Genomic DNA, 13,055 nt, shown 5'->3' on the forward strand with positions numbered 1-13,055 from the left:
AGGCACGACAGGGATTTAAATGATGAGTGATCTAGAACAACTCGAACGGCAAATTCTCGAAGACATTGCGGCAGCGGTTGATGAGCCTGCTATCGAAGCCGTGCGTGTCGCAGCCCTTGGCAAGAAGGGCACGGTTTCGGAAAAGCTGAAGACGCTGGGTTCCATGACGCCGGAAGAACGTCAGGCGCAGGGGCCGGCCATCAATGGCCTGAAAAACCGCGTCACCGAAGCGCTGACCGAGCGCAAGACAGAGCTGCGTCGGCAAGCTATTGCAGCACGCCTGGAACGTGAGAAGGTCGACGTGACGCTGCCAGTGCGCGAAAGCGCTGCCGCGCGCGGTCGTATCCATCCGATTTCACAGGTTATCGATGAAATCACCGCGATTTTCGCGGATATGGGTTTCTCGATTGCCGAAGGCCCGGATGTCGAGACCGACTATTATAATTTCACGGCGCTGAACTTCCCTGAAGGCCATCCGGCGCGCGAGATGCACGACACGTTCTTCTTCAATGCAGACGAGAAGGGTGAGCGCAAGCTATTGCGCACGCACACGTCGCCGGTGCAGGTGCACACGATGGAGAAGTTTGCAGCGCTGCGTGACAAGGAAGGCCGCGACGAACCAATCCGTATCGTCATTCCGGGCAAGACCTATCGCATGGATTCCGACGCCACCCATTCGCCGATGTTCCATCAGGTCGAAGGTCTGGTCGTCGACAAGTCGGCCAATGTCGCCAACATGAAGTGGGTGCTCGAAGAGTTCTGCAAGGCTTTCTTCGAAGTGCCTTCAGTCAAGATGCGCATGCGCCCGAGCTTCTTCCCGTTCACCGAGCCATCGGTTGAAGTAGACATTCAGTGCGACCGTTCCGGCCCGCATGTGAAGTTCGGCGAGGGCAATGACTGGCTCGAAATTCTGGGCTGCGGCATGGTGCATCCGAATGTGCTGCGCGCTTCCGGCTACGATCCGGACGTCTATCAGGGCTTCGCATGGGGCATGGGTATTGATCGCATCGCCATGCTGAAATACGGCATGCCTGACTTGCGCGCCTTCTTCGATGCCGATGTGCGCTGGATCGAACATTACGGTTTCCGCCCGCTCGATATTCCGACGCTTTTCGGCGGACTGAGCGCGTAAGGACAGGAAGGGACAAGACAAATGAAATTCACGCTTTCCTGGCTCAAGGATCACCTTGAAACCGATGCGACGCTCGATCAGATCGTCGAGAAGCTGACCGATATCGGTCTTGAAGTGGAATCGGTCGATGACCGTGCTGCTTTCAAGGCCTTCAAGATCGCCAAGGTTCTGACGGCCGTTCAGCATCCGGATGCCGACAAGCTGCGCGTTCTCTCGGTCGATACGGGCGAAGGCCAGCCGGTTCAGGTCGTCTGCGGCGCACCGAATGCCCGCGCCGGTCTCGTCGGTGTTCTGGGCCGTCCGGGCGACTATGTGCCGGGTCTCGATGTCACGCTTTCGGTCGGCAAAATCCGCGGTGTCGAAAGCTTCGGCATGATGTGTTCCGAGCGCGAGCTGGAGCTCTCTGACGAACATAACGGCATTATCGACCTTCCGGACGATGTTCCTGTCGGCACCAGCTTTGCAGCCTATATGGGCCTTGATGATCCGATCATTGAAATTGGCCTGACGCCAAACCGTGCGGATTGCACCGGTATTCGCGGCATTGCACGCGATTTGGCAGCAGCCGGTCTTGGCACGCTCAAGAACACCCTGCCGGAAGCGGTGAAGGGTGAAGGCGAAACGCCGGTCAAGGTCATTCTCGATCAGGATGCCGAAAACCCGTTCTGCACCGGCTTCGCGCTGCGCATGGTCAAGGGTGTCAAGAACGGCCCAAGCCCGAAATGGATGCAGCAGCGCCTGAAGGCCATCGGTCTGCGCCCGATCAACGCACTGGTGGATATCACCAACTACGTGACGTTCGATCAGGGCCGCCCGCTGCATGTTTTCGATGCGGCCAAGGTCAAGGGCAATCTGACAGTGCGTGCGGCAAAGGATGGCGAAACCATTCTCGGCCTCGACCAGCGCGACTATAAGTTCAAGCCGGGCATGTATGTGATCGCCGATGAAAACGGCCCCGAATCGATTGCCGGTATCATGGGCGGCGAACACTCGGGTTGTGATGAAAACACCACCGACGTGCTGATCGAATCCGCTCTTTGGGACCCGCGCATGATTGCACGCACGGGCCGCGAGCTGGGCATCGTCACCGACGCACGCTATCGCTTCGAGCGAGGCGTCGATCCGGAAATGATGGTTCCGGGTGCAGAACTGGCAACCAAGCTGGTTCTCGAACTCTGTGGCGGTCAGCCGACGGTTCTCGACGTGGTTGGCTACAAGGCTCCGACCGCGCGCGTGATTGATTTCCCGGTTACGGAAGTGAAGCGTCTTACCGGTATCGAGGTTTCCTATGACGCATCGTTCGACATTCTGAAGCGTCTTGGCTTCGGCGTTGAAGGTGACGGCAAGGTCATCAAGGCAACCGTGCCGTCATGGCGTGGCGACGTGGAAGGCAAGGCTGACCTCGTTGAAGAAGTCATGCGTATCCATGGCATCAACCAGATCGACCCACAGCCGCTGCCGGGCCTTGGTACAGTCAATGGTCGTATTCTGACGACACTGCAGATCCGTACGCGTCTGGCACGCCGCACACTTGCTTCGCGCGGCATGATGGAAGCTGTGACCTATTCCTTCATTTCCGACGCGCAGGCCAAAGCCTTTGGCGGCGGCAAGCCGGAGCTGAAGCTGGCGAACCCGATTGCAGCCGATATGTCGGACATGCGTCCTTCGCTTCTGCCGGGTCTGCTTGCCGCCGCACAGCGCAACGCAGATCGCGGTTTTGGCGATACGGCTTTGTTCGAAGTGTCGGGCATCTATGAGGGCGACAAGCCGGAACAGCAGCGTCGTGTGGCTGGCGGTGTTCGTCGCGGCACGGCTGGCGTTGAAGGTTCAGGCCGTTTCTGGGCTGGCAATGCAGCACCCGTTGGCGTCTTCGATGCCAAGGCTGATGCTTTGGCCGCACTGGAAGCTGCCGGTGCGCCGGTTGACCGTATCCAGATCGAAGCCGGTGGTCCGGAATGGTTCCATCCGGGTCGTTCGGGCACGTTGAAGCTTGGCCCCAAGGTCGTGCTTGGCCACTTCGGCGAGTTTCATCCTGACACGCTGGAAGCGCTCGACGTGTCGGGCAATCTCTGCGGCTTCGAAATCTATATCGATGCGATCCCTGAGCCGAAGGCAAAGGCAACCCGCACCAAGCCTGCGCTCAACCTGTCGCAATTCCAGAGCCTCAAGCGCGACTATGCCTTTGTGGTGGATGCGAATGTGGAAGCAGGCAATGTCGTGAAGGCGGTTTCCTCTGCCGACAAGAAGCTGATCGTTGGCGTTCAGGTGTTCGACATCTTCACCGGTGCATCGCTTGGCGAAGGCAAGAAGTCGATTGCGGTTGAAGTGCTGCTGCAGCCGCAGGATCGCACATTGACCGACGACGACCTGGAAGCACTATCGAAGCAGGTCGTGGCCAGTGTGGCCAAGCAGACCGGCGGCGTCCTTCGCGGATAAGCATGAAACAAAAAGCCCGGCTTCAAGCCGGGCTTTTTACTTTGGCGGGCATGGCGCGCATGGCCATATCGATGATCTTTTGCACGGCGGCCCGCGAACTGCCGTCACGCGCCTCATAGGAGAGGCTCTGCTGGATCGCGTGGTAGAATTCGCTCATCTGGGCGATATCGGTTTCGGGCGGCAAGTCACCCTCGCGCAAGGCGCGTTGCAGGCGCTTTGAAAGCAGGTCCTGATTGGTGTGGCGAATGGCGGTCAGGAATTCTTTGACCGGCACATTTTCCGGTTTGCACTGTATCGAACTGACACTGATCATGCAGCCGCCCGCCGGACAGACGAAAGCACTGTCCGCGCTCAGTTCCAGCCATTGGCGCGTGCCTTCCTGAATGGTGGCCGCGTTTTCCAGTGCATCAAAAGGAGGAGCGCCGATGGTGCGGCGGTAATAGTCGACGGCTTCACGAAACGCCTGCTCCTTGTTGCCGAAGGCGGCATAGAAACTCGGCGGCGTGATGCCGATGGCGGTCGTGAAGTCGTTGATCTGGGCGCATTCATAGCCTTTGGCCCAGAAAACCTTCATCACCTTGTCCAGCGCTGCATCGCGGTCGAAGCTGCGCGGGCGTCCGCGTGGAACCATTTTTCGCCCTTTCTGTAATTATCCCTATATAATTCGCTTGACCCTTTCGGGCAAGGCGATATTAATTTATGTAGTCTACACTATATAAATAGGATTCGTCTCATGAACGATACGTGCGAATCTGCCCTTGCGGCGGAAGGGGCGGTTGCGTCCCGTAAAGAGGCGCGGGCAATACCGCTGGTCGTCTATTGCCTCAGTCTCGGTGTCTTTGCGCTGACGACCTCCGAACTGATGATTTCGGGCATGCTGCCGTCGCTTCAGGTGGCTTTTGGCCGTTCCATTGCCGATATCGGCAATCTGATCTCGCTCTATGCCCTCGGCATGATGATTGGCGGGCCGCTGGTGACGATCCTGTTTCTGGCGCTGAAGATCGAGAACAAGCGGGGGCTGCTGCTTCTGCTGATCTTCTATGCGGCGGCGCAAAGTGTGGCCGCGTCAACAAGCAGCTTCCAGATTCTGCTGATCGCGCGAGTTCTGACTGGTATGGCAGCAGCAACGAGCTTCGGACTGATGCTTGCCATCACCGCACAACTGGTCGAGCCGGAACTGCGTGGACGCGCATCCTCGCTGGTTTTCGCCGGATTGATGCTCTGCACCGTGCTCGGCGTGCCGATTGCAACGGCGATCACCAATGCTTTCGGCTGGCGGGCAAGCTTCTGGGCCATTGTGGTTCTGATCTTGGTTTGCGCCCTTGTCATCGCAATCAAGATCGAGTCGTCGCCTGATGCGCCGCAGGCCGATCTGCGTTCGGAGCTGGCGGAAATGCGCAAGCCGAAACTGTGGGCGGCTTATGCCACCAGCGCGCTGGTCATCGGTTCGTCATTCGCCGTTTACAGCTATCTGTCGCCGATCACGGTGGAACTGGCTGGCTTCTCGGCCATGCAGGTTCCGTTTCTGCTCGCTGTCTATGGCGGTGCCAATATCGTCGGTAACTATATCACCGGCCGCTTTGCCGACCGTCACACGATCCCGACCATTGCCTTCGGTCTTGTGATAATGCTCGCAGCGATGCTGATTTTCGCGCTTTTCGCAGAATTGAAACCGGCTGCAATCCTTTCCATCGTGATGATCGGCCTGACCGGCATTGCGCTTAATCCGGCTTTCATCGCGCGAGTAATGCGGATCGCGCATCCCGGTGCACTGGTGAACGCGATGCATGCATCTGTCATCAATATCGGTCTCGGGCTTGGGCCGTGGGTCGGTGGTCAGGCGATGGAGGCCGGCTATGGCCTGCACGCGCCGTTATGGGTTGGCTTTGCCATGACGCTGGCTGGGCTCCTGACGCTCGCGCCACCAGCCTTGCGCAGGATGTAAAAAAGGGAGCCCGACGGGCTCCCTTTTTGTTTGAGGCCGTTCATCAGAGACCGGTCAGCGCAAGTTGCTGTTCGTTGTAACGCTTGCCAGCGATCAGGTCGGGCGCGGATACCTCGTCCAGACGCTGCAGATCCTGCGGCGTCAGCACGATGTCGACGGCTTTCACATTGTCTTCCAGATGGCTGATCTTGCGGACGCCGGGGATCGGCACGATGAAATCACCGCGGCTCAACACCCATGCCAGCGCTAGTTGCGCGGGCGTGACCTGCTTTTCCTGTGCGATCTCGACGATGCGATCCACCTGCCGGTTGTTTGCTTCCAGATTGCCCGGCTGGAAACGCGGCAGCGTCTTGCGGAAGTCGTCTTCGGCGAGGTCGGATTGCGAACGCAATGTGCCGGTCAGCATACCGCGCCCAAGCGGGCTATAGGGTACGAAACCGATACCAAGTTCACGGCAGACCGGCAGCACATTATCCTCCGGATCGCGTGCCCATAGCGAATATTCGCTTTGCAGCGCCGCGATGGGATGGACCGCATGAGCGCGGCGCAGGGTGGAAGCACCCGCTTCCGAAAGACCGATAGCGCGAATTTTTCCCTCGTCAATCAGGTCCTTCAAAGTGCCAACCACATCCTCAATCGGCACGGATGGATCGACGCGGTGCTGGTAGAACAGATCGATCACATCGATGCCGAGCCGTTTCAGGGAGGCCTCGGCTACCTCCCGGATGTGTTCGGGACGGCTGTCGACACCTTTCATCTGGCCGTCTTCGATCTTGAAGCCGAACTTGGTTGCAATAGTCACCTGGTCACGGAACGGCTTAAGCGCCTTGCCGACGAGTTTCTCGTTCTCAAACGGACCATAGACCTCTGCCGTATCGAAAAATGTCACGCCGAGCTCGACGGCGCGATGCAGCGTACGGATTGCGTCCTGCTCGTCCTGGCCACCATAGGCATGGGTCATTCCCATGCAGCCGAAACCGAGGGCGGAAACGCTCAATTGCTGGCCGAGTTTGCGCTGTTGCATAGTAGTTCCTTTCGAATGGTGGTTGAAAGTACTGAAAATTTTGCGGGAAAATCGGGAGGAGATTCTGGCAGAATGCGCCCTCATGGTGGCTGCGTCTGAGCCAGGGATCACGTTGCGAACAATAAAACGGGACGATCAATTCGATAATACCGATTTATTTTCACAGCTTGTTCTGTAATTTATAACAATGAATCGAAGCCAACTGTCACAGCTAGCCGTTCTTGCCGCCGTCGCGGCCCATGGAAGTTTCCGTGGCGCGGCGCGGGAATTGGCGATTGCGCCGTCGGCCGTCAGCCACGCGGTAGCGACGCTGGAGGACAGTCTGGGTGTGCGTCTCCTCGCGCGAACCACGCGCAGCGTCGCACCGACGGAGGCTGGGCGGCAATTGCTGGAAAGGCTGGCACCGGCACTTGAAGAGATCAACGCGGCTTTGGGCGCCGCTGTCGATTCGCGGGATCGCCCTTCGGGGATACTGCGAATCACGGCGCCCTATGTGGCTGCCCAACTGGTCATCGCACCGCGCCTGGGTGAATTCGCCAGGGCTTATCCCGACATTACACTCGATCTGCGGGTGGAAAACGGCTTCACTGATATTGTTGCAGCAGGCTTCGATGCGGGTGTGCGTCTCGGTGAAAGCCTCGAAGTGGATATGATAGCAACGCGGCTTACCGGACATGTTCGCGCGGCAATCGTTGCTGCACCGGCTTATTTCGAAAACCATCCGGTTCCGGTCGAGCCGCGCGATCTCCTGCATCACGCCTGCATCCGCCATCGTTTTCCGAGCGGTCGAACCTATCGTTGGGAGTTCGAAAGGGTGGGCGAGGCACAGGAAATCGCCATTGAGGGACCGCTGATCGTCAATGACGACAGGGTTATTCTGGAGGCGGCTTTGAACGGTGCCGGACTTGCCTATCTGTTCGAAGATTATGTTCACGATGCTTTGGCGGAAGGGCGGCTCGTCCGGGTTCTGGAAGACTGGTGCCAGCCCTTCGCCGGGCTTCATCTCTATTATCCAAGCCGTCGTCAGATGCGCCCGGCATTACGCGCATTCATCGATTTTTATCGCCACGCATCGGGAAACGGTCAGTGACGGGGATGTCGGATCACTTGCGTTATGTGGCTTTGCTGCCTGCAGAACAGCGGAATATCTTTTCACAGATGATTCTGGAAAGTCCGATGCTGGCCGACGCGCTGCAACGGTTGCATGAACTGGCCGGAGAGGCATCCGAATTCTGGCTCGTCTCTGGTGCGCTCTATAACACTATCTGGAACCGGCTGACCGGGAGACCGGCCCTGCATGGAATCAAGGATCTCGATATCATCTATTTCGACGGCAGCGATCTTTCCTGGGAAGCGGAGGATGCGGTCATCGCGCGGGGGACTGAGGTCTTTCGCGATTTTCCGCTTCCGGTGGAGATTCGCAATCAGGCGCGGGTGCATCTGTGGTTCGAAAAGCGCTTCGGACAACCCTACGCTCCGCTTCATTCGGTGACTGAATCGATAGAACGCTATGCGACGATTGCCCATTGCGTGGGCGCGCGGCTGGCAAAGGACGACGAGCCGGCAGATTGCGGGCTGCTCATCCACGCTCCTTTCGGCCTCGATGATATTTTTTCGTTTCGCATTCGGCCCAATCGTGCCATCGATAACCGCGAAACGCATGAAATCAAGGCGGACCGCGCGCTGAAATTCTGGCCGGAACTGACCGTTCAGGGCTGGGACGTGCCGGACTGAGACTTGGATTGAGCCCGGATCGGGCCCGGCTCCAGCTTTGAATAAAAGAGGGAATAGCATGTTTCGTTGGGGTATTCTTTCAACCGCCAAGATTGGTGTCACCCAGGTGATTCCAGCACTTTGCGCCTCCGATAACGGTGTCGTTCATGCCATTGCGAGTCGCGACCAGTCGCGTGCGCGCGCCGTTGCCGACCGTTTTGGTGCACCGCTGGCCTTTGGTTCCTATGAAGAACTGCTGGCAAGCGACGCCATCGACGGCGTCTATATACCGCTGCCGACATCACAACATATCGAATGGAGCCTCAAGGCTGCCGAGGCGGGCAAACACGTCCTGTGTGAAAAGCCGATCGCACTCAAGGCCGACGATATCGATCAACTCATCGCCGCGCGTGACAAGCACAAGGTCACGATGGCCGAAGCCTTCATGGTCTATTATCACCCGCAATGGATCAAGTTGCAGGAGCTTCTGGCCGAAGGTGCCATCGGCCAGCTTCGCCATGTGCAGGGCGCTTTTTCCTATTTCAATGTCGATCCGGACAATATGCGCAATCAGCCGGAACTGGGTGGTGGCGCTCTGCCGGATATCGGCGTCTATCCGACCGTGGTAACCCGTATGGTCACCGGGCAGGAACCGGTGTCGGTCAAGGCGTCGGTGGAGTATGACCCGGCCTTCGGCACCGACCGCTATGCCAATGTTTCAGCCCGCTTCGACGGCTTCGACCTGAGCTTCTATGTCGCCACGCAGCTTGGCGCTCGCCAGACGATGGTTTTCCACGGCGACAAGGGCTTCATCGAAGTCTATGCGCCGTTCAATACCGGCAAATACGGTCACGGCAGCATCGCGCTTTTCGATGCCGGTCATACGAAGGCGACAGAATGGTCGTTCGGAGATGCCAATCATTATCAGCTTCAGGCCGAAAGTTTCGTGCGGGCTGCGCGCGGTAACAAGGATGCGCGGCTTTTCTCGCTTGAAAATTCGAAAGCGAACCAGAAATTCATCGATGCCATCTACCGTGCGGCAAAAGACGGCGGATCGGCTATGGTATGATGGCCAGCACGCACTATGTTGGGCAGCGAGCGGTCCCTATTGTGTATGTCGATAGGCCCCTGTCAGTATTTCCGGGTGTGGAATCTGCCTCAGCTTGACTGTTGTGACTTGCAGTGAAAAACCGCGTTTCTTATATACGCCTCGCACAGGGCATTGATGTTCGTCTGGAAACCGGCTCGGTGTCCGGATAAATGTCGTGAAAAGAGCATTGTGAAACCGATAGGAACCGCCCATGGAACGCTCGGTAGAGGTCTTGGCGGTTTGCTGAATGGAGAGAAATATGGCTAAAGTTATTGGTATCGATCTGGGAACGACCAACTCCTGCGTATCCGTCATGGACGGCAAAAGCGCGAAGGTCATCGAAAATGCCGAAGGTGCGCGTACAACCCCTTCGATCGTTGCGTTCTCCGATAGCGACGAACGTCTCATCGGTCAGCCTGCAAAGCGTCAGGCCGTCACCAATCCGGAAGGTACCATTTTTGCGGTCAAACGCCTGATCGGGCGCCGTTTCGACGATCCGATGGTTACCAAGGACAAGGACCTGGTCCCGTATCAGATCGTCAAGGGCGACAACGGCGACGCATGGGTCGAAGTCCACGGCAAGAAATATTCCCCGTCGCAGGTCTCTGCGATGATTCTTCAGAAGATGAAGGAAACTGCTGAGTCCTATCTCGGCGAAACGGTTACGCAGGCGGTTATCACCGTTCCGGCCTACTTCAACGACGCTCAGCGCCAGGCAACCAAGGATGCAGGCAAGATCGCCGGTCTTGAAGTGCTGCGTATCATCAACGAGCCGACTGCTGCTGCACTCGCTTACGGTCTCGACAAGAACGAAGGCAAGACCATCGCTGTTTATGACCTTGGCGGCGGTACCTTCGACGTGTCGGTGCTCGAAATCGGCGACGGCGTCTTCGAAGTGAAGTCGACCAACGGCGACACCTTCCTCGGCGGTGAAGACTTTGACATGCGTCTGGTCGAATACCTGGTTTCCGAGTTCAAGAAAGAAAGCGGCATCGATCTCAAGAACGACAAGCTCGCTCTGCAGCGCCTCAAGGAAGCTGCCGAAAAGGCCAAGATCGAACTGTCGTCCTCGCAGCAGACCGAAGTCAACCTGCCGTTCATCACGGCTGACCAGACTGGTCCGAAGCACCTTGCCATCAAGCTGTCGCGCGCCAAGTTCGAAAGCCTGGTCGACGATCTCGTCCAGCGCACGATCGAGCCTTGCAAGGCAGCACTGAAGGATGCCGGTCTCAAGGCTGGTGAAATCGATGAAGTGATTCTGGTTGGCGGCATGACCCGTATGCCGAAGATTCAGGAAGTCGTGAAGGCCTTCTTCGGCAAGGAACCGCACAAGGGCGTCAATCCTGATGAAGTCGTTGCCATGGGCGCGGCCATTCAGGCCGGTGTTCTGCAGGGCGACGTCAAGGACGTTCTGCTGCTCGACGTGACCCCGCTTTCGCTGGGTATCGAAACGCTGGGCGGCGTGTTCACCCGTCTGATCGAACGCAACACCACGATCCCGACCAAGAAGTCGCAGACCTTCTCCACCGCCGAGGACAACCAGTCGGCCGTGACGATCCGCGTCTTCCAGGGCGAGCGTGAAATGGCGGCCGACAACAAGATGCTCGGCCAGTTCGACCTCGTCGGCATTCCGCCCGCACCGCGCGGCGTGCCACAGATCGAAGTGACCTTCGACATCGACGCCAATGGTATCGTCAACGTGACGGCCAAGGACAAGGGCACCGGCAAGGAACACCAGATCCGCATTCAGGCATCGGGTGGTCTTTCGGATGCTGACATCGAAAAGATGGTCAAGGACGCCGAGGCGAATGCCGAGGCGGACAAGAAGCGTCGTGATGCCGTTGAAGCCAAGAACCAGGGTGAAAGCCTCGTTCATTCGACCGAAAAGTCGCTGAGCGAATATGGCGACAAGGTTTCGGCTGACGACAAGAAGGCCATTGAGGATGCTCTCGCAAGCCTCAAGACCTCGCTTGAAGGCGACGATGCCGAGGACATCAAGGCCAAGACGCAGACGCTGGCTGAGGCTTCGATGAAACTCGGGCAGGCCATGTATGAAGCCGCTCAGGCTGCTGAAACCGGCGCCGCTGGCGGTAGCGAAGAAGCCGCTTCGAACGACGATGTTGTCGACGCCGATTACGAAGAAATCGACGACGACAAGAAGAAGTCGTAATTCTAGGCTCAATACGCTCAAGCCCGGGGCTCTGCCCCGGGCTTTTGCCAATTATTGAGATGTCATATTCGCAGGTTTTGTATAAGCCTGCATGCTGGCCGGTGTCGGTGAAAATACCGATGAAAGTGTCGGGAAAATCAGCCTCTGTTTGAAAAGTGGCTCTGGCCTGCATACATCTTGATTAGCATGAGACGGTTTCGGGCAAAGTGGTATTGATGCGGAAGCCCGGAGCGCCGCTTCGACGCGTTAGGTCGGATGGTGCTTCGATAAATGAACAATTGGAAACGCTGGCCCCTGACAAGTGTTGAACGCTTCGGGGCGTGTCGCACGAATCTGGGGACCGGTTTCGGGATACGATGTCCGTGAAAGCAAAAGGCGCGTTCCTGTCGCCGGGATAACGAACTGATGAAGATCGACTACTACGAAGCTCTGGGTGTTGAAAGAACAGCAGACGACAAGACGCTGAAGACAGCCTTTCGCAAACTCGCCATGGAATACCATCCGGATCGCAATCCGGATAATCCGGAAGCTGAACGCAAGTTCAAGGAAATCGGCGAGGCTTACGAAACGCTGAAGGATCCGCAGAAGCGTGCCGCTTACGACCGGTTCGGCCATGCAGCCTTTGAAAATGGCGGTATGGGCGGCGGTTTCGGCAACGGTTTTGGTGGTGCTGGCGGCTTTGCCGATATCTTCGAAGACATTTTTGGCGAGATGATGGGTGGCGGTCGCCGTCGCTCCAATGGCGGACGCGAACGCGGCGCCGATCTTCGCTACAATATGGAAGTGACGCTGGAAGAAGCCTATGCGGGCAAGACCGCGCAAATCCGCGTTCCGACTTCCATAACCTGCGACGAGTGCTCCGGTTCCGGTGCAAAGGCCGGCTCCCAGCCGACCACATGTACCATGTGTTCGGGTTCGGGCCGGGTTCGCGCTGCCCAGGGATTTTTCTCGGTGGAGCGCACCTGCCCGACCTGTAACGGTCGCGGACAGATGATCAAGGACCCTTGCGGCAAGTGCCATGGTCAGGGCCGCGTCACGCAGGAGCGTTCGCTGTCGGTCAATATTCCGGCGGGCATCGAGGATGGCACCCGTATCCGCCTCTCCGGCGAAGGCGAAGCCGGTATGCGCGGCGGCCCGTCGGGCGATCTTTATATTTTTCTTTCGGTCAAGCCGCACGAGTTTTTCCAGCGCGACGGCTCCGACCTTTACTGCAAGGTGCCGATCTCGATGACGACGGCGGCCCTCGGAGGCCAGTTCGAAGTTTCGACACTCGATGGCACACAGACGCGGGTCAAAGTTCCGGACGGCACACAGAACGCCAAGCAGTTCCGCCTCAAGGGCAAGGGCATGCCGGTTTTGCGACAGGCGGCTGTCGGCGATCTCTATATACAGATCGACATTGAAACGCCGCAGAACCTGTCAAAGCGCCAGCGTGAATTGCTGGAAGAGTTCGAAAAACTTTCCTCGCAAGAGAACAGCCCGAAATCAGCGGGGTTCTTCTCAAGGATGAAAGAGTTCTTCGAAGGTATCGGAGAGTAATAAAGG

Annotated in this window: 10 protein-coding genes; 8 read left to right on the top strand and 2 right to left on the bottom strand. The window is 57.8% G+C overall.

The window, feature by feature from the left end; translation table 11 throughout:
* Nucleotides 1-22: 22 nt before the first annotated feature.
* A complete protein-coding gene (pheS, locus tag CQZ93_RS13700; RefSeq protein ID WP_105543319.1) occupies nt 23-1,132 on the top strand; it encodes a phenylalanine--tRNA ligase subunit alpha in 1,110 nt (369 codons plus the stop codon).
* 21 nt (nt 1,133-1,153) lie between these two features.
* On the top strand, nt 1,154-3,568 hold the full coding sequence (gene pheT / locus CQZ93_RS13705; protein WP_105543031.1) for a phenylalanine--tRNA ligase subunit beta: 2,415 nt from the start codon (nt 1,154-1,156) through the stop codon (nt 3,566-3,568).
* Nucleotides 3,569-3,590: 22 nt separating this feature from the next.
* Here the strand turns inward: pheT and CQZ93_RS13710 are convergent, their stop codons facing one another.
* Nucleotides 3,591-4,199 (bottom strand): TetR/AcrR family transcriptional regulator, encoded by a 609-nt coding sequence (locus tag CQZ93_RS13710; protein WP_105543032.1) that lies wholly within the window; start codon nt 4,197-4,199, stop codon nt 3,591-3,593.
* A gap of 102 nt (nt 4,200-4,301) precedes the next feature.
* On the opposite strand from CQZ93_RS13710, the gene CQZ93_RS13715 reads away from it, so the two are divergent.
* Nucleotides 4,302-5,513, top strand: coding sequence for an MFS transporter (locus CQZ93_RS13715; protein ID WP_105543033.1), 1,212 nt, complete (start codon nt 4,302-4,304; stop codon nt 5,511-5,513).
* Between the two features lie 43 nt (nt 5,514-5,556).
* On the opposite strand, the gene CQZ93_RS13720 is transcribed toward CQZ93_RS13715, so the two are convergent.
* Complete coding sequence (locus tag CQZ93_RS13720) at nt 5,557-6,537, bottom strand: aldo/keto reductase (protein WP_105543034.1); 981 nt, start codon at nt 6,535-6,537, stop codon at nt 5,557-5,559.
* A 187-nt stretch (nt 6,538-6,724) separates the two neighbouring features.
* On the opposite strand from CQZ93_RS13720, the gene CQZ93_RS13725 reads away from it, so the two are divergent.
* The 5 genes from CQZ93_RS13725 to dnaJ all read left to right on the top strand — a co-directional run bounded on the left by CQZ93_RS13725 (nt 6,725) and on the right by dnaJ (nt 13,049).
* Nucleotides 6,725-7,627: a LysR family transcriptional regulator gene (locus tag CQZ93_RS13725; protein WP_105543035.1), complete on the top strand. Its 903-nt coding sequence runs from the start codon at nt 6,725-6,727 to the stop codon at nt 7,625-7,627.
* A 5-nt stretch (nt 7,628-7,632) separates the two neighbouring features.
* Nucleotides 7,633-8,271 (top strand): nucleotidyltransferase family protein, encoded by a 639-nt coding sequence (locus CQZ93_RS13730; protein ID WP_422616095.1) that lies wholly within the window; start codon nt 7,633-7,635, stop codon nt 8,269-8,271.
* 58 nt (nt 8,272-8,329) lie between these two features.
* Nucleotides 8,330-9,319 carry a Gfo/Idh/MocA family protein gene (locus CQZ93_RS13735; protein WP_105543037.1) on the top strand — a complete coding sequence of 330 codons (990 nt, stop codon included), beginning with the start codon at nt 8,330-8,332 and terminating at the stop codon, nt 9,317-9,319.
* 280 nt (nt 9,320-9,599) lie between these two features.
* Nucleotides 9,600-11,510 (top strand): molecular chaperone DnaK, encoded by a 1,911-nt coding sequence (gene dnaK / locus CQZ93_RS13740; RefSeq protein WP_105543038.1) that lies wholly within the window; start codon nt 9,600-9,602, stop codon nt 11,508-11,510.
* Between the two features lie 405 nt (nt 11,511-11,915).
* Nucleotides 11,916-13,049 carry a molecular chaperone DnaJ gene (dnaJ, locus tag CQZ93_RS13745; protein ID WP_181153353.1) on the top strand — a complete coding sequence of 378 codons (1,134 nt, stop codon included), beginning with the start codon at nt 11,916-11,918 and terminating at the stop codon, nt 13,047-13,049.
* Nucleotides 13,050-13,055 lie beyond the last annotated feature (6 nt).

This window comes from Ochrobactrum vermis, from assembly GCF_002975205.1.
GTDB lineage: Bacteria > Pseudomonadota > Alphaproteobacteria > Rhizobiales > Rhizobiaceae > Brucella > Brucella vermis.